At 44.0% G+C, this 22,792-nt stretch carries 16 protein-coding genes; 15 read left to right on the top strand and 1 reads right to left on the bottom strand.

Features of this window, described 5'->3' with window-relative positions; all coding sequences use genetic code 11:
- Position 1 precedes the first annotated feature (1 nt).
- The 15 genes from fdx to rluF all read left to right on the top strand — a co-directional run bounded on the left by fdx (position 2) and on the right by rluF (position 21,399).
- On the top strand, positions 2–337 hold the full coding sequence (fdx, locus tag ABWP91_RS11360; RefSeq protein ID WP_353243384.1) for an ISC system 2Fe-2S type ferredoxin: 336 nt from the start codon (positions 2–4) through the stop codon (positions 335–337).
- Positions 338–788: 451 nt separating this feature from the next.
- Positions 789–989, top strand: a complete 201-nt coding sequence (gene iscX, locus ABWP91_RS11355) for a Fe-S cluster assembly protein IscX (protein ID WP_004912658.1) — start codon at positions 789–791, stop codon at positions 987–989.
- A gap of 172 nt (positions 990–1,161) precedes the next feature.
- Positions 1,162–2,457 carry an aminopeptidase PepB gene (gene pepB, locus ABWP91_RS11350; RefSeq protein WP_353243383.1) on the top strand — a complete coding sequence of 432 codons (1,296 nt, stop codon included), beginning with the start codon at positions 1,162–1,164 and terminating at the stop codon, positions 2,455–2,457.
- Between the two features lie 125 nt (positions 2,458–2,582).
- A complete protein-coding gene (locus ABWP91_RS11345) occupies positions 2,583–3,032 on the top strand; it encodes an enhanced serine sensitivity protein SseB C-terminal domain-containing protein (RefSeq protein ID WP_353243382.1) in 450 nt (149 codons plus the stop codon).
- A gap of 317 nt (positions 3,033–3,349) precedes the next feature.
- A complete protein-coding gene (locus ABWP91_RS11340) occupies positions 3,350–8,389 on the top strand; it encodes an alpha-2-macroglobulin family protein (protein ID WP_353243381.1) in 5,040 nt (1,679 codons plus the stop codon).
- Positions 8,390–8,627: 238 nt separating this feature from the next.
- Positions 8,628–10,949 carry a peptidoglycan glycosyltransferase PbpC gene (gene pbpC, locus ABWP91_RS11335; RefSeq protein WP_353243380.1) on the top strand — a complete coding sequence of 774 codons (2,322 nt, stop codon included), beginning with the start codon at positions 8,628–8,630 and terminating at the stop codon, positions 10,947–10,949.
- Positions 10,950–11,228: 279 nt separating this feature from the next.
- Positions 11,229–11,654 carry a nucleoside-diphosphate kinase gene (gene ndk, locus ABWP91_RS11330; RefSeq protein WP_219247027.1) on the top strand — a complete coding sequence of 142 codons (426 nt, stop codon included), beginning with the start codon at positions 11,229–11,231 and terminating at the stop codon, positions 11,652–11,654.
- Between the two features lie 157 nt (positions 11,655–11,811).
- Complete coding sequence (gene rlmN, locus ABWP91_RS11325) at positions 11,812–12,993, top strand: dual-specificity RNA methyltransferase RlmN (RefSeq protein WP_273838181.1); 1,182 nt, start codon at positions 11,812–11,814, stop codon at positions 12,991–12,993.
- Positions 12,994–13,194: 201 nt separating this feature from the next.
- Positions 13,195–14,142, top strand: coding sequence for a cytoskeleton protein RodZ (rodZ, locus tag ABWP91_RS11320; RefSeq protein WP_353243379.1), 948 nt, complete (start codon positions 13,195–13,197; stop codon positions 14,140–14,142).
- Positions 14,143–14,298: 156 nt separating this feature from the next.
- Positions 14,299–15,417 (top strand): flavodoxin-dependent (E)-4-hydroxy-3-methylbut-2-enyl-diphosphate synthase, encoded by a 1,119-nt coding sequence (ispG, locus tag ABWP91_RS11315; protein ID WP_219247031.1) that lies wholly within the window; start codon positions 14,299–14,301, stop codon positions 15,415–15,417.
- 222 nt (positions 15,418–15,639) lie between these two features.
- The gene (gene hisS / locus ABWP91_RS11310) at positions 15,640–16,917 is read left to right on the top strand and encodes a histidine--tRNA ligase (RefSeq protein ID WP_353243378.1); all 1,278 of its coding nucleotides are present in this window, start codon (positions 15,640–15,642) and stop codon (positions 16,915–16,917) included.
- Positions 16,918–16,927: 10 nt separating this feature from the next.
- Entirely contained in the window at positions 16,928–17,551 is a 624-nt protein-coding gene (locus ABWP91_RS11305) for a YfgM family protein (protein WP_219247035.1), read from the top strand.
- Between the two features lie 20 nt (positions 17,552–17,571).
- Positions 17,572–18,744 carry an outer membrane protein assembly factor BamB gene (gene bamB / locus ABWP91_RS11300; protein ID WP_353243377.1) on the top strand — a complete coding sequence of 391 codons (1,173 nt, stop codon included), beginning with the start codon at positions 17,572–17,574 and terminating at the stop codon, positions 18,742–18,744.
- A gap of 129 nt (positions 18,745–18,873) precedes the next feature.
- Positions 18,874–20,352 (top strand): ribosome biogenesis GTPase Der, encoded by a 1,479-nt coding sequence (gene der, locus ABWP91_RS11295; RefSeq protein ID WP_353243376.1) that lies wholly within the window; start codon positions 18,874–18,876, stop codon positions 20,350–20,352.
- Between the two features lie 171 nt (positions 20,353–20,523).
- Positions 20,524–21,399, top strand: coding sequence for a 23S rRNA pseudouridine(2604) synthase RluF (rluF, locus tag ABWP91_RS11290; protein WP_353243375.1), 876 nt, complete (start codon positions 20,524–20,526; stop codon positions 21,397–21,399).
- A 146-nt stretch (positions 21,400–21,545) separates the two neighbouring features.
- On the opposite strand, the gene ABWP91_RS11285 is transcribed toward rluF, so the two are convergent.
- Positions 21,546–22,682 carry a M4 family metallopeptidase gene (locus ABWP91_RS11285; RefSeq protein WP_353243374.1) on the bottom strand — a complete coding sequence of 379 codons (1,137 nt, stop codon included), beginning with the start codon at positions 22,680–22,682 and terminating at the stop codon, positions 21,546–21,548.
- Between the last annotated feature and the right edge of the window lie 110 nt (positions 22,683–22,792).

Below are 22,792 nucleotides of genomic sequence, written 5' to 3'. Positions count from 1 at the left end.
TATGCCTAAAATAGTTTTTTTACCTCATAGTGATTTATGTCCAGACGGTGCTGTTGTTGAAGCACAAGAGGGCGAGTCGATTTTAAACGTGGCGCTGCGTAGCGGTATCGAACTGGAACACGCATGCGAGAAATCCTGTGCCTGCACAACCTGCCACTGCATAGTTCGCGAAGGCTTTGATTCTCTAGAAGAAAGCAGCGAATTAGAAGACGACATGTTGGATAAAGCGTGGGGCTTAGAACCCGAGAGCCGACTGAGTTGCCAAGCAATGGTGACGGATGAAGACCTAGTCGTCGAATTGCCGAAATATACGATTAACCACGCCCGCGAACACTAATGCTCGTCATATTTCTCGTTGTCGCGGTGTTGGCTTCTTTCAAGTACTCGGGTCACATACTTGTGTATGCTCCCCGAAATACTTTCAATCGCCGCCTACCGACAACACGAACTATTTAGAGCATAGTATGGTTTGCCGTATTTCGCGTTGTCGCGGTGTTGGCTTCTTTCAAGTACTCGGGTCACATACTTGTGTATGCTCCCCGAAATACTTTCAATCGCCGCCTACCGACAACACGAACTATTTAGAGCATAGTATGGTTTGCCGTATTTCGCGTTGTCGCAGTATTGGCTACTTTCGACTACCCTAGTCACATACTTTTGTATGCTCCTAGGGATAGTCTCACTTGCCGCCTAGCGAGAACATGAATTATTAAAAAAATCGAAATGGTCGTCATATTTCTAGCATTGAAGTGCTGATGAAAGCTTGATAATCAAATAGGTGAGAGAACATGAGCTTAAAATGGTCAAATAGCCGTGAAATCGGTGAAGCCTTGTATGATGCATTTCCAGATGTTGATCCAAAAACAGTACGTTTTACCGACATGCACCAGTGGATTTGTGATTTAGAAGAGTTTGATGATGATCCGCAAAAATCGAACGAAAAAATCCTCGAGGCAATCTTATTAGTTTGGCTGGATGAGTTCGAATAATTAGCAATAAACACTAAAAACCGAGTGGCTATTAGAAATAGTGCTCGGTTTTTTATTTTATATCAGCACTATAATGATATCCCTAGCGCTATTAATCAGTTAAGGTAATGACATCTGCCGACAGAGTATTGGGCTTTTGCTGTCTGCAAAAATAGACAAAGTGAGAGAAACGATGACAAAACAAATTATGCCAGTAATGATTTCTTGTGAGCCTGCCGCACCATGTTGGGGGGAAGGCGCATTGTTAAGCTCTGGCGATAAAGGGATGACAATTCACCTGAAACATGCCGGTAAACTCTGTGCAGTGCAAAGTGCGGGCCGCAAATTAGATGGTCAAGGCATCCGCAATGTTGCATTGACTGGCGAAGGTTGGGATTTAGAAAAAAGCTGGGCATTTTGGCAAGGTTTTCGTGCACCCAAAGGGGCGAGAACCATTGAATGGCCAGTATTGCCAGAAGATGACCGTAAAGAATTAGAAAACCGTATTCGTACCGTTGATTGGGTGCGTGATGTGATTAACGCACCAGCAGAAGAGCTTGGCCCTGAACAATTGGCTCAACGTGCTATCGATTTACTCTGCACCGTTGGCGCGCAAGATATTAGCTATCGCATTGTAAAAGGTGACGACTTATTAGAGCAAGGCTATACCGGTATTCATACGGTAGGGCGTGGCTCTAGCCGTCCACCGGTATTCTTAGCACTCGATTATAACCCAGGTGCTAACCCAGATGCGCCCGTATTCGCGGCATTAGTGGGTAAAGGAATTACATTCGATTCAGGCGGTTACAGCATCAAGCCATCTTCTTCCATGAACTCCATGAAAGCAGATATGGGCGGTGCCGCAACACTGGCGGGCTCATTAGCATTGGCGATTTCACGCGGCTTGAAAAAACGCGTCAAAATGTTCCTGTGCCTTGCAGACAACATGGTCAGCGGTAATGCATTTAAATTAGGTGATATTATTCGCTACCGTAATGGTAAATCCGTTGAAATCATGAATACGGATGCAGAAGGCCGTTTAGTCCTCGCAGATGGCCTGATTGATGCAAGCAAAGAAAAACCGACACTCATCATTGATGCTGCAACCTTAACAGGTGCAGCCAAAACCGCAGTTGGTGGTGATTACCACAGCGTATTAAGCTTTGATGATAAACTCGTTGCTGACTTAATGAGCGCTTCCGATGTGGAGTTTGAACTGTTCTGGCGCTTGCCATTGGCTGAATTCCACCGCCAACAGTTGCCATCAGGTTTTGCCGATTTAAATAACATTGCAGCACCGTCACACACAGCGGGTGCGAGCACCGCAGCGGCGTTTTTATCTCACTTTGTCGAAAATTACCGTCAAAATTGGGTGCATATTGACTGCTCTGCAACGTACCGTAAATCACCAGTCAGCTTATGGGCTGAAGGCGCGACCGGTATTGGTGTGCGTACATTGGCGAATTTGTTAATCAGTAAAGCAAAATAAATCGCGATTATTGATATCAGGCACGAAGGGGAAACTTTTCGTGCCTATTTTTTTACCTCAACAATTTTTACCTCAACGAAAGTACGCGTATAATAGGCGATTATTTTTCATGGTAGGGGATGAGCATGTCGCAGCAATCGAACAATAATGCTAACCAAGAAACTGAGATCCAATTTACAGAGTTAACAGTGCCGAAAGGTTTCTCTCTAAAATTAAGTGTATTAGACGAAGAACCACAAGCGATTGTTGATGCACTGACTGAGTTCTTTAAGCAACATAAAGTCGTTAGACGGGCTTTTATGGTGTCAGCGCTTGAAAATGAAGAGGGTGACGAAAGCCCTATCTTAATGATTGCATTAGAATTTACGACAGGCGCAGAGAATATCGACACAATTATTCATGAAGCGGGTACATTGGCTTGTGAATATTTAAATGATGATGAATCAATTGATTTTTGTGTGGTTAATGAACATGAAAAAGGCATTAGCCATTTTATTACCCAACATGTTCAGCCATTTTATCAGCGCCGTTTAGGCAGTTTTTTACGAGATACCATCCCAGTAAAAAATACCTAATAAAATTCCGTATTGAGTGGGGGAATTGTATTTTCTCACTCATAAATGGATAATAGATAATTAATTACACTTATATTCCCCTTTCTATTTATAAAATATCCCGCAAATTTACTGTTTTTGCCCCTGATAGTTTTTTCCGTTTTGTCTGATAGGTCTTTTTATAACATTCTGTTAAATTATGTTGATGAATGAAACAAATATCTATCGTTTTCATTTATGCATAATTTAAAGCCATTCTAAATGCATAATGGGTTTTAACCTCCTGTTAGAACCTTAAAAAAACAGCATATTTCTAACTAATTAAAGGGCGGGCGGTAATGAAACAACAATCAAGTTGGGCTTCATTGGCGGGTCTAAAAACGAAAAAGCGTTATATTGCAATCGCATTAGCATCGGTCGTGGCACTATCTGGCTGTGATGACACGGCGAAAGAGCCAACGACTAAAGAAAATAATGTCGCATCGTCGGCAGAAAACCAAACCAAAACCGCACCGGTTGCCGAGCAGAAAAAAGTGGCACCTAAACTTTCCACTGAAGAGCTGATTAAAAAATACGCAGGGAAAGATTTAACGGTATTGGATGCGTCTGAACTGCAACTTGATGGCGCAAGTGCGATGGTCATTACGTTCTCGGTTCCACTACAAGCAAACCAAGATTTTGGGCAGTTTGTGAACCTGATTGATGTGAAATCAGGGAAATTAGATGGTGCTTGGGAACTGTCTGATAACCAAATGGAACTGCGTTTTCGCCATTTACCGCCGTCAAAAGAATTAAACCTCACCATTAACCCGGGTATTAAAGCGGTTAATGAGCGTACCATTTCTGAAACGTTCGATAAAAAATTCACCACGGCGCAAATCATCCCTACTGTCGGCTTTGCAAGTAAAGGTTCTTTGCTGCCAAGTAAAGTGGCGCAGGGCTTACCTGTTATTGCGTTGAATGTTGATAAAGTCGATGTGAATTTCTTCCGTGTGGACGAAAAACAGTTGCCACAATTTTTAGCCCAGTGGCAATATCGCAGTAATTACGAATATTGGTACTCGGAAGAGTTTCTCGATAAGGTCGAACTGGCTTATACCGGGCGTTTTGATTTAAACCCGGATAAAAATACACGCCAAACTGTTTTGTTGCCGCTAAAAGATATCAAAGAACTTCAGCAAGATGGCGTGTACCTCGCGATCATGCAAAAAGCGGGCTCATACAGCTATCAATTCCCAGCGACAGTGTTCACATTGAGTGATATTGGTGTATCGCTGCACAGTTACCAAGACCGTGTGGATATTTTCACTCAATCATTAGCGAAAGGTTCCGCAATTAAAGGCGTTGAACTGCGCATTTTGGATGAAAAAGGCCAACTAGTGACCAAAGGTACCACTGACGGTGACGGTCATGCGCAATTAGATAAACTGGCAGGCGGTAAGTTATTACTGGCAACCCACGATGGGCAAACCAGTATGATTGATTTAACGCAACCTGCGTTAGACCTGTCTGAATTCGATATTTCAGGGCCAGAAGGCTTTGCAAAACAATTCTTTACCTTTGGTCCTCGTGATTTGTATCGCCCGGGCGAATTATTACTCGTGAACGGTTTACTGCGTGATGGTGACGGTAATCCAGTTAAATCACAGCCAGTTAAAGTCGATATTTTGAAAACCGATGGGCAAGTGGTACGCAGCTTTGTTTGGCAACCTGAGGAAAACCAAAATGGGTTATATCAATACCAATTTGAAATTCCAAAAAATGCGGAAACAGGTGGCTGGTCATTACGCTTCGATTTAGGGGACGGTTCTCCTCAGCGTTACTACAAATTCAATGTTGAAGATTTTATGCCAGAGCGTATGGCATTAGAAATCGTTGGCAGTGATGTGCCTCGCTTAACGGATCAATCCGTTGATTTTGATATTCAAGGCCGTTATCTGTATGGCGCACCGGCAGCAAGTAATGAGCTGCAAGGGCAAATACTCCTGAAAGCCAACCGTGAAGCGGTCGCAAAATTACCCGGCTTTGAATTTGGTGCCGTCAACGAAGAAGGCTTGCCACGTAAGTTGGATGAATTTGACTTGACTCTCGATAGTAATGGCGAAACCGTTATTTCTATCCCAAATAGCAATTGGAGTTCAACTCGCTCGCCAATTTCTGCGGTATTACAAGCTAGCTTATTAGAAGCGGGTGGCCGTCCTGTGACGCGCCGTGCGGAACAAGCAATTTGGCCAGCGGAAAAACTGGTGGGTATTCGCCCATTATTTGCGAAAAAAGAAATCTACGATTACCGCACCGACCGCTATGTAAAACGCCATAATGTGGACGAAAATTCACTGGCGGAGTTCGAATTGGTCATGGCGGATGCGGCGGGTAATAAACTAGCTGCTGACAACTTAACCGTGCGTTTAGTGTATGAGCGCCGTGATTATTACTGGAGTTGGTCTGAAAGCGGTGGTTGGTCATCCAATTACGACCAAAAAGATTTAGTGATGGCGAATGAAAATATCGCGATTGCCAAAGACGGTACCGCCAAAGTTTCATTCCCTGTGGATTGGGGCGCGTTCCGCATTGAAGTGCTGAACCCAGAAAACCAGTTAGTCTCTAGCCTGCAATTCTGGGCGGGCTATTCATGGCAAGATAACACGGGCGGAAGCGGTTCTGTACGCCCTGACCAAGTGAAGTTAAGCCTGAATAAACCTGCTTATTTGCCGGGTGAAAAAGCGAAAGTTCGCATTGAATCACCAAAAGCAGGTAAAGGTTACGTCCTACTTGAGTCGAGCAATGGCCCGCTGTGGTGGGAAGAGATTGATGTGCCTGAAAAAGGCTTAGACGTTGAAGTGCCTGTGAATAAAGAGTGGGCACGTCACGACTTATATATCTCAGCCGTTGTCGTTCGCCCGGGTGATGACTCGAAAGAAGCCACCGTTAAACGTGCGGTAGGTGTGCTGCATCTGCCGATTGCAGATGAAAACCGTAAAATTGCCTTAGCATTAACGTCGCCAGGCAAAATGCGTCCAAACCAAGACTTAACGGTGAAAATTAAAGCGACAGCGCAAGATGGCAAGCCACTGCCTGAAAAAGTGAATGTGCTGTTATCTGCGGTGGATACGGGCGTACTGAATATCACTGATTTCAAAACGCCAGATCCATACGACGCGTTCTTTGGTCGTAAGCGCTACAGCGTTGACCAATATGACGTTTATGGCCATCTGATTGAAGGGCAAGGTAAAGTTGCAAACCTGCGCTTTGGTGGTGATAGCGAAGATGCAGCGCTGGAACGTGGTGGTATGAAGCCACTGACTGAAGTGCAAATTATCGCTGAGCAAGCCAAACCTGTCACGCTGGATAAAAATGGGGAAGGGGAAATCTCCCTCGCGATCCCTGATTTTAACGGTGAATTACGTGTGATGGCGCAGGCATGGAATGAAAAAGATTTTGGCCACGCAGACAGCAAAGTGATTGTTGCCGCGCCATTAGTGACGCAGATGTCGATGCCTCGTTTTATGGCGGGTGGGGACAAATCCTATTTTGCCCTCGATCTAACGAACATGACTGACAACACGCAAAACCTGACTGTGAATTTCAAAGCGTCAGGCATGGTGAAGCTAGATGGTGTGACGAGCCGTGAATTAGAGCTGCCAAAAGGTAAGCGCACGACAATCAACTTGCCTGTCAGTGCTGATTATGGCTTTGGTCAAGGTGAAGTATCGATGACCATTAACGGCATGAAGATTGATGGGGAAGCAAACAAGGATTACAGCAATAGCTGGAAAGTGGGTGTCCGTCCTGCACAGCCTGCGGAAACCGTTGCTTTCGCAACAGCAATTGAGCCGGGCACAGTGTGGTCATTGCCAGCCAACCAACTTGCCGCATTGAACCCTGAAACTCTAGAAGGGCAAGTGCTGTTGACTAGCCGTCCACCGTTAGATATTTCTCGTTATATTCGTGAGCTATTTGCGTATCCGTATGGTTGCCTTGAGCAAACAATCAGTGGCTTGTATCCATCCTTGTTCTCGACGCAAGCGGAGCTGAATAAGTTAGGCATTAAAACGCAAACAGATGCGGATCGCCATAAAGCGATTGAAATTGGCATTCCACACTTGTTAAGCATGCAACGCGGTGACGGCGGTTTCTCCTTATGGGATAGAAACGGACGTGAGGAATACTGGTTAACGGCTTATGCCGCAGACTTCTTAAACAAAGCGAACCAGCGTGGTTTTACCGTTCCACAAGACGCGTTGAGCAACGCCAACACGCGTTTATTAAGTTACTTGCAAGATGGTAATCAAATCAATTACCCATACACTGACAACCAGCCAGCAGCGCGCTTTGCGACTCAAGCGTATGCAGGTTTAGTGTTAGCATCACAGCAAAAAGCGCCATTAGGGGCATTGCGCCAGCTGTATAGCCAAAGTAACAATGCAATCAGCGGGTTACCACTGGTTCAGTTAGGGGTAGCATTAAACCTGATGGGGGATAAATCTCGCGGTGAAAGTGCGATTATTGAGGGCTTGAAAAAACAGCGTACCGGTTATAACTATATCGGTGATTACGGTTCAACCATTCGTGATGATGCAATGATTATTGCGCTATTAAACGAATACAATTTGATGCCAAAATCCCGTGACCAAAAACTGCAAACGCTGTCAAATAACCTGACTTCACAACGTTATTTCTCAACGCAAGAAAGCAATGCATTGTTCTTAGCGGGTCGTTTCTACTTGAATGAGTCTGAAGCACCGTGGAAAGCGTTAATTAACGGTCAAGAACCGCCAATGATTTCGGACAAACCGGTTAGCGAGTTCCTAAGTAAAGGCCAAATTCAAAACGGCTATAGTATTGAAAACAGCGGCACAAACACATTGTATACACGCTTGAATGTGGTGGGCTACCCACAACGTTCACCGAAGCCAATGTCGAATGTGCTGGGAATTCAACGCAGCTACTTTGATATGAAAGGTAACCGTATTTCACTGGATAGATTAAGAAGTGGTGAAATGGTGGTGGTGAAACTGGAAGTTCAAGCGTCACAAAGCGTGCCAGATGCGCTGGTGGTGGATTTACTACCTGCGGGCTTAGAGCTGGAAAACCAGAATTTAGCCAATAGCAGCGCGAATTTAAGTGAGTCTGCGCCGAACTTACAAGAACTGATTGATGACATGCAACAATCGCAAATTCGTCATATGGAATACCGTGACGACCGCTTTGTGGCTGCCGTTGAAGTTCAGCAGTATCGCCCAACAACCTTGGTTTACTTAGCGCGTGCCGTGACACCGGGTGTGTATAGCATCCCTGTCCCACAAGTTGAGTCAATGTATGTCCCTGATTGGCGTGCAACAGGCTACTCAGAAGGCCAAGTGGAAATCGTTCGCTAGTTATCACTTTAAGCCCTTATATTGAGTAACATAAGGGCTGAGCTTGTTGACAAAGCGGGGTAAAAGCGTAGTTTTTCCCGCTTTGTGTTATCAGTCGAAAATCAATGAATTGATTTTCCTCGTTTATTTTCAAAATCTATCAGATGGCTGAAAAATCGATTAGGTTTGCCGGCCATCTGAGCCCTTACATTGTGTAATATAAGGGCATTTTTTTACTTCTTTTTCGGTACCCCCATCAATGAAAAAATGGTTACGTCGCACAGGCATTACGTTCGTGTCTCTGGTCATTTTGCTGCCGTTGTTATTTTTCGTGGCAGACAAAATTTGGCCTTTGCCAATCAAACAGATAGAAATGGCACGAACCGTTGTGGCCGCTGATGGTACACCACTGTGGCGCTTTGCGGATAAAGACGGGATTTGGCGTTTTCCCGTCAAAATTGATGAGGTTTCTCCGGATTTTATCGAAGCGTTATTAACCTATGAAGACCGCCATTTTTACCAACACCCCGGTGTGAATCCATTTTCATTAGTGCGTGCGGCAGGGCAGTTTGTGAGCTCAGGGCGCATTGTATCGGGTGGCAGCACTATTTCCATGCAAGTGGCGCGGCTTATCGACCCTCATGAACGTACATTGGGTGGTAAACTAAAGCAGCTGTGGCGAACGGCGCAGTTGGAATATCATTATTCGAAAGATGATATTCTCGAAATGTATTTAAACCGTGCGCCTTACGGGGGCACGATAGAAGGTATTGGAGCCGCAAGCTGGGTGTATTTGAATAAATCCCCTGCCAAGCTCACTGCCAGTGAGGCCGCGTTATTTGCGGTGCTCCCTCAAGCCCCAAGTCGTTTGCGGCCAGACCGTTACCCAGAGCGCGCACAAGCCGCGCGGGATAAAGTACTGGATAGGCTTGAAGAGTACCAAGTGTGGAGTCACGAAAAAGTGGCGGATATCAAGCAAGAGCAAATTTGGCTCGCACCACGTAAAAACCCACACTCGGCGCCGTTATTGGCTCGACGAGTTACCAAAGACGCTCAAGAGTCGATTATTGAAACCACGATTGATGCCAGTTTGCAAAGCCAACTTGAAGACATGGCGATGAACTGGAAAAACCAGCTTCCCAAGCAAACTTCCTTGGGGATTTTAGTGGTCGATCATTCCGATATGGCGGTAAAAGCTTATATCGGCTCCATTGATTTTCAAGATGACAGCCGTTTTGGCCATGTGGATATGATCAGCGCATGGCGTTCTCCAGGCTCGACGTTAAAACCGTTTTTATATGCGTTAGCGATGGACGACGGGTTGATCCACGCCGAATCATTGTTACAAGACGTGCCTCGGCGCTTTAATGATTATCGACCGGGTAACTTCGATAGCGGTTTTAATGGTCCTGTGAGCGTGAGTGATGCACTCGTGCGCTCGCTAAATTTGCCCGTAGTGCAACTATTAGATGTGTATGGTAGTAAGCGTTTTACCGCACAATTGCGTAACGTGGGTACGGAATTACGCTTCCCTGTAGGTAGCGAGCCGAATTTATCGTTGATTTTAGGTGGTACAGCAACGCGAATGGAAGATTTAGTGTCGGCTTACAGTGCATTTGCCCGTAAAGGTAATGTGTCGCCACTGCGTTTTAAACCAACGGATGAAATTCGCGATAGGGCGTTAATGTCACCGGGAGCGGCTTGGATTGTCCGTCGTATTATGGGCGGGGAGGCACGACCTGTCCCAGAGGCCAATTTATCAGGGCAACTGAACTTGGCTTGGAAAACAGGTACAAGTTATGGTTATAGAGATGCATGGGCGATTGGTGTTAATCCGCGTTATACCATTGGGGTTTGGGTTGGACGGCCTGATGCCACGCCAGTCGCAGGGCAATTAGGTGTTGCAACGGCAATCCCAATTATGAACCAAGTCAATGGCATGTTATTAAGCCGAATTTACCTCTCCCACGAAACACTACCAAAAGACAACAAACCAGCGAGTGTGAGCCAAGCGGTGATTTGCTGGCCGGGGGGGACTGCATTATTGAAAAATGATAGCAACTGCCGTCAGCGGCGTTTAAGTTGGGTTTTGGATAACACTATCCCACCAACATTAATGGCGCGTGATCAAGAGTCGTTATTGGGGTTGAGGCAAAAAATTTGGGTCAATGACCAAGGTTTACAAGTCGCCGCGGATTGCCCGAATGCCCAAGAAAAAGAGGTGCATCTGTGGCCAATTACAGTTGAGTCTTGGCTACCATCAAGCGAAAAACGGGAAAGCCGGCTACCAAAAGCGGATTTAAGCTGCCCGCCATTGAAATTAGAAATGCCGCCATTATTGATTTCGGGTGTGCGTGATGGGGAAGTTTTACAGCGTTTGCCGGGGAAAACTAGCTTGGATTTGCGCTTAGTTACGCAGGGAGGGCAAGGGCAGAAGTGGTGGTTCTTAAATGGCGAACAAGTGAACTCCACTGAGCAAAATGGCTCTATTTTGCTCACGCTCGAAAAAAGCGGCAACTACCAAATATCTGTTTTAGATTTAAGCGGGCAAGTCACTGCGCTAAACTTTAGAGTTAAGTAACAGAGGAAAAACGTGACTTACCCGAAAAAATAGTGTTTTTTGCTATAAAAACTTTAACAAAATGTTGTTGTGACTGTAGGAAATTGTAATCAGAGCCCCTATAATCATCGCCTTATTTTTCTTTTTCCTAGGTGCGCTGATTTTTAGAGGCAAAAACCCTAATATCCGAATTAGAAATAATATAAAAAACTACAACATGCCCCTATTTTACGTTCTTGCATCCTAACTTACAGGGAAGAGCAAAGAATAAAGGCCTAATAAATCGCTAAGAGGTTATTTATGACTGTTCAACGTACATTTTCTATTATCAAACCAAACGCTGTGAAGAAAAACGTGATTGGTGCTATCTACAACCGTTTCGAAAGCGCGGGTTTCTCAATCATTGCTGCTAAAATGATGCATTTAACGCGTGAACAAGCTGAAGGCTTCTACGCTGAACACAAAGGCCGTCCTTTCTTTGATGGTCTGGTTGAATTCATGACTTCTGGCCCAATCATGCTGCAAGTGTTAGAAGGCGAAAACGCAATTCAACGTCACCGTGACCTGATGGGCGCAACTAACCCAGATAACGCATTAGCGGGTACTTTACGTGCTGACTACGCAGACAGCTTCACAGAAAACGCAACTCACGGTTCAGATTCTGAAGAATCAGCTGCACGTGAAATCGCGTATTTCTTCACTGCTGACGAAATCTGCCCACGTTAATAAACTCAACATCAAAGTGCATTAGCATTATTGTTGTAAAGTTTGTACAATGCCACGCCCTGCTATAATTAGCAGGGCGCTTATATTTTTAAGACTACCAAAATCTACGTCGTGCTGAATTCAGCACTGCCGAAAGTGTAACAACGAGGCAATACACATGTCCGATATGACGACTGATGCACAATGTGCAACATCTTCCGCTATTTCTGTCACCCCAGAAAAAACGAATCAAAAAATTAACTTACTCGATTTAAATCGCAAGCAAATGCGTGAATTTTTTGCGCAAATGGGCGAAAAACCATTTCGTGCCGATCAGGTGATGAAATGGATTTATCACTACTGCTACGATGATTTCGAGCAAATGACGGATATCAATAAAGTCCTTCGTGCCAAGTTGCAAGAAGTGGCTGAAATCCGCGCCCCTGAAGTGGCTGATGAACAACGTTCATCGGATGGGACCATTAAATGGGCTATCAAAGTTGGCGACCAACTGGTTGAAACGGTATACATCCCAGAGGCTGACCGTGCAACATTGTGCGTTTCATCCCAAGTGGGTTGTGCGCTGGAGTGTAAGTTCTGTTCAACAGCGCAACAAGGTTTCAACCGTAATCTGCGTGTTTCGGAAATTATCGGCCAAGTTTGGCGTGCCGCAAAAATTATTGGTTCACTAAAATCCAGCGGACGTCGTCCAATTACTAACGTTGTTATGATGGGAATGGGTGAGCCATTACTCAATTTAAACAATGTGGTGCCTGCGATGGAAATTATGTTGGATGATTTCGGTTTTGGTCTATCAAAACGCCGTGTCACGATTTCAACCTCAGGTGTTGTACCTGCGTTGGATAAACTCGGTGATATGATTGATGTGGCATTAGCGATTTCACTTCATGCACCAACGGATGATATTCGTGATGATATTGTTCCAATCAATAAGAAATACAATATCGAAACCTTCCTCAATAGTGTGAATCGCTACCTGACAAAATCGAATGCGAATGCAGGGCGCGTTACCGTTGAGTACGTGATGCTTGACCATGTGAATGACAGCGTAGAACAAGCGCACCAATTGGCTGAATGCTTGAAAAACACACCAAGTAAAATTAACTTGATCCCATGGAACCCGTTCCCAGGTGCACCATATGGTCGAAGTTCGAACAGTCGTATCGATCGTTTCTCTAAAGTATTGATGGAATACGGGTTTACGACTATAGTTCGTAAGACTCGTGGTGATGATATCGACGCAGCATGCGGCCAATTAGCTGGCGATGTGATCGATAGAACCAAGCGAACGTTGAAAAAACGCTTAGCAGGGGAACCTATCCAAGTAAAATCAGTCTGATTTATAGATATTATCCAATCAGTGAGTTAGGTAATGTTTCAAGGCGTTTTTACGTTAGGCAAAACGCCTTTGTTCACCTACAATAGTTAAAGCAATAAGATAAATTTAATTGTTGTTTCAAAACTATGATAAATTCTGACGAATAAAGCTTATGAATGTTTGCTTTATATTTTTTTAACTTGGAAATAGTGTTGCCAGCAAATGACTATCGAAAATAATACCGAACAAACTAGTGTCACTGTAGGAAAATTATTGGCGCAGGCACGTGAGCGCATGGGGCTAACGCAAGATGTTGTTGCGGAACGATTATGCCTTAAAATCAGTACGGTAAAAGAGATAGAAGAAGATATTGCTCCTGCTGGTGTTGAGCCCACATTTTTACGCGGCTACATCCGTTTATATGCACGCATGGTCGGTGTGCCAGAAAGTGACATTAAGGCATTCATGAAAGTGGAAGAGGCTGTTCCGCTGGCTAAAGTGTCGCCAATGCAAAGTTACTCGCTGGGTAAGAAACGCAAAAAACGCGAAGGTTGGTTAATGAAACTAACGTGGTTAATTGTGATTATCTTGATAGCTATGGTGGGTATTTGGTGGTGGCAAGACCATAACGCGCAAAAAGACGAATTAGTTTCGATGGCGAATCAAAGTGATTTGATTTTGTCTCAACAAGATAACAACACAAATCCTGTTGAATTACCGACCCCAATTGATGACTCTTCCATCACAGTGGGAACAGCGACACTGGAAAATACGCCAGAAACATTGGCACCAGAAGGCGCTGTATCAAATACCGCTTCTGAACAAGCGAGTGTGAGAACCATTCCATTACCGAATGCACCTCAATCAGCTGTTTCACAAGATAGAACGCAAAATACACAAACAGAAGAGCCTGCACCAGTTAGTAGTCGTGCTTTAGTCCTGAATTTTACAGGGCAGTGCTGGTTAGAAGTTCGTGATGCGAACAATAAAATTTTGTTTAGTGGTGCGAAAAATAATGGCGATAAACTGGAGCTCGATGGCACAGCGCCTTACCGTTTGAACATCGGTGCGCCAGCTAACGTGACTGTGCAATTCCAAGGAAATCCAGTTGATTTAAGCCGTTTTATTAAGGCGAAACGTCCTGCGAAATTTAAACTGCCAGAAGCTTAAAAATAAATTGTAAAGAAGAAGCAAACTATATCCGAAAACATCTTTTTTGATAGGTTATAGTTTGCTTTCTTGTGTATAGTGGAACGCATAGAAGCAATCGTTAATACTATACCACGGTAACAAAGAGCACATGGACGTTCGGAGAATTAAAGAAAAATGCATAACGAATCACCGATAAAAAGACGCAAATCCACCCGTATCAATGTAGGTAGCGTGCCAATAGGCGACGGTGCCCCTATCGCTGTTCAGTCGATGACTAACACCCGCACTACTGATGTCGAAGCCACTGTCCGCCAAATCAAAGCCCTCGAGCGTGTTGGGGCTGATATTGTGCGTGTTTCTGTTCCGACGATGGATGCTGCGGAAGCCTTTAAACTGATTAAACAGCAAGTTAACTTGCCATTAGTTGCAGACATTCACTTTGACTATCGCATCGCGTTGAAAGTGGCTGAGTATGGTGTGGATTGCTTGCGGATTAACCCAGGCAATATTGGTAGTGAAGAACGCATTCGCCAAGTGGTTGATTGTGCACGTCATTATGGCATACCTATTCGTATAGGGGTGAATGGCGGCTCTCTGGAAAAAGATATTCAAGAAAAGTATCGTGAGCCAACGCCTGAGGCGTTAGTGGAATCGGCGATGCGCCATGTGGATATTTTGGATAGATTGAACTTTGATCAATTTAAAGTCAGTGTTAAAGCCTCTGACGTATTTTTAGCCGTCGGTTCGTACCGTTTGTTGGCAAATAAAATCGACCAACCGCTGCATTTAGGGATCACCGAAGCAGGTGGTGCGCGTGCGGGTTCCGTTAAATCTGCTATCGGCCTTGGCATGTTACTGTCTGAAGGTATTGGTGATACCTTGCGTATCTCGTTAGCGGCTGACCCTGTTGAAGAAATTAAAGTTGGGTTTGATATCCTCAAGTCACTGCGTATTCGTTCTCGAGGGATTAACTTCATTGCGTGCCCAACCTGTTCACGCCAAGAGTTTGATGTGATTGGCACAGTGAATGAACTTGAGCAGCGTTTAGAAGACCTGATTACGCCAATGGATGTCTCGATTATTGGCTGTGTGGTCAATGGCCCTGGTGAAGCCGAAGTCTCAACGTTAGGCGTTGCGGGTGCTAAAACCAAAAGCGGTTTTTATGAAGACGGCAAGCGCCAAAAAGAACGTTTTGATAATGATAAAATTATCGACCAGTTAGAAGCGAAAATTCGCGCTAAAGCGGCCATGATGGACGAAAGCAACCGAATTGAGATTAATTTAAAAAACTAGGTTTGCTCATATAATTTCAAGCTGCATCGTTATCTGTTGTAGCTTGAATTTTTAGTGCACAATTCAAATTATTATCTGTGTTTGTGTTTTAAATCGGTCAAGGACTGCGCAAATCAACGGATAAATCTCGATTCGTATCAGGATTTGCTGTTTGTTGATTGAACCTGATGATATTTCGCTCTTATAATCAAACTAATGTAATTCTGAAAATAGAGAAAGAACGTGGGAAAAAATATCCAAGCCATTCGCGGCATGAATGATTACTTGCCAGCTGACACACGTGTATGGCAGAAAATCGAAGCAACATTAAAAAATATTTTACAGGGTTATGGTTTTAGTGAGATTCGTACCCCGATTGTAGAGCAGACCCCGCTATTTCGCAGAGCGATTGGTGAAGTGACGGACGTTGTTGAAAAAGAAATGTATACCTTCAACGACCGTAACGAAGAAAGTCTGACATTACGCCCTGAAAATACCGCGGGTTGTGTCCGTGCGGGTATTGAGCATGGCCTGCTGTACAATCAGGAACAGCGTTTATGGTATTTAGGGCCTATGTTCCGTTATGAGCGCCCACAAAAAGGCCGCTACCGCCAATTCCACCAACTAGGTGCTGAAGTGTTTGGTTTAGCGGGTCCAGATATCGACGCTGAAGTTATTCTGATGACTGCGCGCTGGTGGAAAGCGTTAGGAATTAGCGAACATGTCACCCTAGAGCTGAACTCCATTGGTTCTTTAGAGGCGCGTGCCAATTACCGCGAAGCACTGGTGGCATTCTTAGAACAACACAAAGACAAGTTGGATGAAGACTGCAAACGCCGCATGTACAGTAATCCATTACGCGTATTGGATTCTAAAAATCAAGATGTTCAAACTTTATTGAACGACGCGCCGGAACTGTTTGACTACCTAGATGTCGAATCACGTGAGCACTTTGATGGCTTGTGCAAACTATTGGATAATGCGGGGGTTAAATACCGCGTTAACCAGCGTTTAGTCCGTGGTCTTGACTACTATAATCGCACTGTTTTTGAGTGGGTAACGACAGCCTTAGGTTCACAAGGAACGGTGTGTGCTGGTGGTCGCTATGATGGCTTAGTTGAACAACTGGGTGGTCGTGGAACGCCTGCGGTTGGCTTTGCAATGGGTATGGAGCGCATGGTGTTATTAGTGCAGGAAGTGAACCCTGAGTTTACAGCTGACACTTCAGTTGCTGATGTTTATTTGGCCTCTTTTGGTGATAACAGCCAACAAGCCGCGCTTTTGGTTGCAGAAAAAGTGCGTGACGAATTACCAACATTGCGGTTAATGACTAACCACGGTGGCGGAAACTTCAAGAAACAGTTAGCAAGAGCCGATAAACAAGGCGCTAAAATTGCCCTGATCTTGGGGGAAGATGAAATTAATAATAGCCAGGTTACCCTAAAAGATTTACGTACTGGCGCGCAAGAAACCATTTCACAGCAACTAATGGCATCACGTATCACTGAGCTGTTAGGTTAAGGAGAGACAAGTGGAAGTCTATACAAACGAAAATGATCAAGTTGACGCGATTAAACGCTTTTTCGCGAATTATGGCGCGCCATTAGTCATTGGTCTCGTCATTGGTGTGGGTGGGGTATTCGGTTGGAACTATTGGCAGTCTCATAAAGTCAATGTTCTACAAGAAAGTGCGCAAAAATATGAAACCATCAACACCCAATTACGCTCAGGTTCAGAGCAGGGTGTTATTGCTGCACAAAAATTTGCGGCTGAAACGGATGATGTTTACAGTGCCATGATGGGGCTGGAGCTCGCACAAATCGCAGTGGATAAAGGTGATTTGGCAAATGCACAAACAGCATTAAGCAACGCGCTAGCAAAAGCGAAAACGGTTGACATGCAAGACCTTATCAATCTACGTTTAGCGCGAGTGCAACTTGCACAAGGCAACGCTGATGCCGCAATCGCTTCTGTAGCGAACATTAAAGGTAAGTCATGGCAAGCGACGGCACAGGATGTTCGTGGTGATGCCTTACTCCATAAGGGCGATAAAGCTGGTGCAAAAGCGGCTTACGCACAGGGGTTAGAAAGTGAAGGTTCTCAATCTCTTAGAGGTATTTTGACTCTGAAATTGAACAACGTATCTAATTCATAAGAAGAAAGGAAACGACAAACATGCAGTTGCGCAAAACTCTTTTGATAGGCCTCGTCGCTTCAGCTTTACTTGCCGGTTGTTCCAGCGAAACTGATTCTATCATTATGGCGCCACTTCCACAGGTTGAGAATCAATTTACCCCATCAATTGTTTGGGATAAATCTGTTGGTAATGGCGTTGAACAATTTTACTCTGAATTAGCGCCTGTTTGGGATGGTTCAGCAGTCTATGCGGCTGATCGTAAAGGTTTAGTGAAAGCATTAGAGCTCGATAGCGGTAAAGAAATTTGGTCTGTTGATCTCTCTAAGCGTACTGGCTTCCTTTCTGCTAATTTGTCTGCGCTACTGTCTGGTGGTTTAACCGTTGATGGTGATAAAATCTTTATTGGTACAGAACGTGGTACAGTGATTGCGTTGAACAAAGACGATGGACAAGTTGTTTGGGATGTGGAAGTTGCTGGTGAAGCACTGTCTAAACCAACGGTTAGCAATGACTTAGTGATGATTCATACCAGCAATGGTCAGTTGCAGGCGTTAGATGTTAACAGCGGTGAAATCAAATGGACCGTGAACATGGATACGCCATCACTGTCTTTACGTGGTGAGTCAGCGCCAGCGGTCGCCTTTGGTGCCGCAATCGTCGGTGGTGATAACGGCCGTGTGAGTGCGGTATTATTATCCCAAGGCCAACTAATTTGGCAGCAACGTATTTCACAAGTGACTAGCTCCACTGAAATCGGTCGTTTGAATGATGTCGATATGTCACCAATCATTGACGATGGCAAAGTGTATGCGATTGCATACAACGGCACATTAGCTGCGTTAGATATGCGCTCAGGGCAAATTCTGTGGAAACGCGAATTAGGCTCAGTAAACAACATGGTTTTATCCGGTGAAAACTTATATCTGGTAGACCAAAATGACCGCGTGCTATCTGTGCGTAAAAGTGATGGCGTGACTCTGTGGACGCAAGAAGAGCTATTAAACCGTGGGTTATCTGCACCAGAAATGTATAATGGCTACCTTGTTGTTGGTGATAAAGAAGGTTATTTACACTGGTTGGATATGAACACTGGTGGCTTTGTTGCACAAAACAAATTGAATAGCTCCGGTATTCATGCACGTCCAGTTGTGGCGAGTGATAAGCTCATGGTTCAGGCGAAAAACGGAACAGTTTATCTGTTAACACGTTAATTTCCTGACAAACCGCCATTTTACCGATAAAATAAACGGTTCCTGATAACAGGAGCCGTTTCGTTTTTTTGTTTTCTGAGTTTAAGCCTCAGAATTCCTTAGTTAATTAAAGTTGTGAGGCATCTAAGAATGATACCCGTCGTAGCGCTGGTAGGGCGTCCAAACGTAGGAAAATCCACGTTATTTAACCGTTTAACCCGTACCCGTGACGCATTAGTAGCGGACTTTCCCGGTCTGACTCGTGACCGTAAATATGGGCGTGCTGAAGTTGAAGGGCATGAATTCATTATTATCGACACGGGTGGTATCGATGGGACTGAAGAAGGTGTGGAAACACACATGGCAGCACAGTCCTTACAAGCGATTGAAGAAGCAGACATCGTACTCTTTATGGTTGATGCGCGCTCAGGCTTAATGCCTGCGGATGAAGGCATCGCTAAACACTTACGTAGCCGTAAGAAAAAAACCTATTTAGTTGCCAACAAAACTGATGGTATTGATGTTACCACAGCAATTGGTGATTTCTATTCCCTTGGTCTAGGTGAAATTCATCCTATCGCCGCCTCCCACGGTCGTGGCGTCACTCAATTAATTGAACAATCATTGAAACCATTTGTTGGTGAAGATGAAGAAGAAGTTGAGTTAACGGAAGAAGAAGAAAATGCGGCATATTGGGCTGAGTTAGAGGCCGAAGGTGAGCTTGCTGAGGACGAAGTAGATGATTTTGACCCAACAACGCTACCGATTAAATTAGCGATTGTTGGTCGCCCTAACGTGGGTAAATCAACATTAACAAACCGTATTTTAGGTGAAGAGCGTGTGGTTGTATTTGACATGCCAGGCACCACCCGTGACAGTATCTATATTCCAATGGAACGTGATGAGCGTGAATATATTCTTATTGATACGGCAGGGGTGCGCAAGCGCGGTAAAGTTACTGAAACGGTTGAAAAATTCTCTGTCATCAAAACGTTGCAAGCTATTGAAGATGCTAACGTAGTTTTATTAGTTATCGATGCACGTGAAGGCATTTCTGACCAAGACTTATCTTTGCTGGGCTTTATCTTGAATGCGGGGCGTTCATTGGTCATTGCGGTCAATAAATGGGATGGTATGAAGCCAGAAGATCGCGAACACGTCAAAGACATGCTTGAGCTACGTCTTGGTTTTGTGGATTTTGCGCGCATTCACTTTATTTCTGCGCTACATGGTAGCGGTGTGGGCAATTTATTTGAATCTGTTCAAGAAGCCTATGAATCTGCAACACGTCGTGTTGGTACGGCATTGCTGACCCGTATTATGAAAATGGCTGAAGATGAGCACCAACCACCGTTGATCCGTGGCCGTCGCGTGAAAATGAAATATGCGCACGCAGGGGGGCATAACCCACCGATTGTGGTGATCCACGGTAACCAAGTGTCTGATTTACCAGATAGCTATAAACGTTACTTGATGAACTATTTCCGCCGTTCATTACAAGTAATGGGAACACCAATCCGTATTCTGTTTAAAGAGGGTGAAAACCCGTATGCGGATAAGAAAAACAAGCTGACAGCAACACAGTTACGTAAGCGTAAGCGTTTGATGCAGCATTTGAAAAAACGTTAGTCTGTCATTAAGGTACTTTAGCCTTAACAGACGTTAAAGCCGTAACATATCAAGCTGTTACGGCTTTTTGTTATATGATATTTTGACAATTTTAGTGATTCAAGTGCAAATCCGTGTGGCCAATAACTCATAATAATGGTGTCGGCGGGGCATAACTGATTGAGGGAATTTATGGATACTCGTTCTTCTACACGTCTTAACAAATATATTAGCGAAAGTGGTATTTGCTCAAGGCGCGAAGCCGACCGTTATATTGAACAAGGTAATGTGTTTATCAACGGGAAACGAGCAGGCATCGGTGACCAAGTTTTTGCAGGTGATGTGGTCAAAGTAAATGGCCAACTGATTGAAGAGCGCAATGAAGATGACTTAATTCTTATTGCCCTCAATAAACCCGTGGGGATCGTCAGTACGACAGAAAGTGGTGAGAAAGATAATATTGTTGACTATGTGAATCACAGTACACGCATATTCCCGATTGGGCGGTTAGATAAAGACTCACAAGGGCTGATTTTTTTAACCAATCACGGGGATCTGGTCAATAAAATTCTGCGTGCAGGCAACTCCCATGAGAAAGAGTACCTTGTGACGGTAAATAAACTCGTTACCGATGAGTTTATCCGTGGCATGGGCGCAGGTGTTCCTATACTTGGCACAATGACCAAAAAATGTAAGGTCAAAAAAGAAGCGCCATTTGTTTTTCGCATTACCCTTGTGCAAGGGCTTAACCGTCAAATCCGCCGTATGTGTGAACACTTTGGTTTTGAGGTGACTAAGCTTGAACGTATTCGTATTATGAATGTGGGATTGGCAGGGATACCTGTTGGTGAGTGGCGAGATTTAACTGACGATGAGCTTATCGATCTATTTGAACTGATGGAAAAATCAGAATCGGATATTAAGCCGAAAAAACCACAAAAGGCACAGGCAAGCAGTAATAGTGGTAATGGTACGAAGCAAAATACAGGAAGTAAGCCAAAAGCGAAACCTGAAAACCCTACACGTAAAAAATTTACACAACCGGGTCGTAAAAAGAAAAAACGTTAACGTGTGGGTTTAGTTAAAATTTTACTGCAATATAAGGCTGAGTGATTGGGCATTTACCGTGCTTAAACATCGGCCTTTTTTATATAAAAACTAAAAAACGATTGGATAATCAATTACATTTTAATGTATTGGTTTGTCGTGAACAATTAAGGTTTATCGAGTACCAGCCCAACATCTTCCCAGCTTTTTTGTGTTTGTAAGGCCACTTTTTCCCCAAATAGTTTACGTGCATTATTCACTGTTGCGGTTGCAAACTGTTTGAAGTTAGATTTTGATGTAATTTCAGGATCGGAAACCGCAGCAATCCATATTTTCCCAGCAACATCCCAAGTATTGCCGCCTAATTCAGTTGCCAACAAGTAGAATGCCCGATTTGGAATACCTGAATTGATATGAACACCACCGTTATCAATAGTATAAGGTAGATCTTTATACTCTTGCATATGAGCAACTTGTGGGTCTTTATTGTATTTTGAAAAATAATATGCGCTACCTGGTTTAGACATAGAACGCAGGGCAGGGGCTTTCACTTTATCAATAAAAAGGTTTTCACCGAGTAACCAATTGGATGTGCTAGCACTTTCATTGTTGACATATTGCTTGACCATGATGCCGATAACGTCAGCAACAGATTCATTTAATGCACCAGATTGAAATATATAGTTAAAATTAGCTTCCGAACTAATGTAGCCGTGGGCGAGTTCGTGCGCGATTATGTCAATATCATTGTAGAATGGACCAAAAGTTTTTCCATCTCCATCCCCAAAGAAAATAGCTTGAGAATCCCAGAAAGCATTGGCGTAGTTTGTTCCAAAATGAATAATCGCATTGATATTAGCAGCACAGCCAAACATTTGACCAATATTTAATTTATCCTTAAAAAATGTTCGAATAGTCCCAATTGAATCAAAAACATGACCTGCAGGTTTTGATGGGGCTTTTGCATCTCCTTCACTCATCACAACTTTATAGTCATCATAGAGCATGTGTTCATCATCAGACAGTTCATCAAGTTGGCAAATAGGAAGTTCAGAATGCTGATGGTTGGAGTGTGCAACAAGTTGTTGAGCATCGCGAATAACGCGATTATAGCTGTTATCAGCATTAACCTCACAGCGAGAAAGCAAGTTACGTTGGCGCTGGACTTCTTCATCGGTATAGATACGGCTCATCATATCATTGATATGTATCAGTGTAGATTTAAGCTCAGTCGAATCATTTTCAGTAATAAGATTAGAAACTAAACATGGGGATAATAATGAACGAGCAAGGATATGATTCATGATAATAACTCCATTTCAATTGAGTGAGATGGAATCATAATCGGTTATGTTATGATTGTAACTATCTGATATTTAAGGAATTAAATTAATGACTGTTGCATTTTATTAGA

Origin of the sequence: Providencia sp. (assembly GCF_040396775.1) — a bacterium.
Classification (GTDB): Bacteria; Pseudomonadota; Gammaproteobacteria; order Enterobacterales; family Enterobacteriaceae; genus Providencia.
The sequence above is the reverse complement of the archived record's forward strand: the minus strand, read 5'-3'. Positions and strand labels throughout refer to the sequence as shown.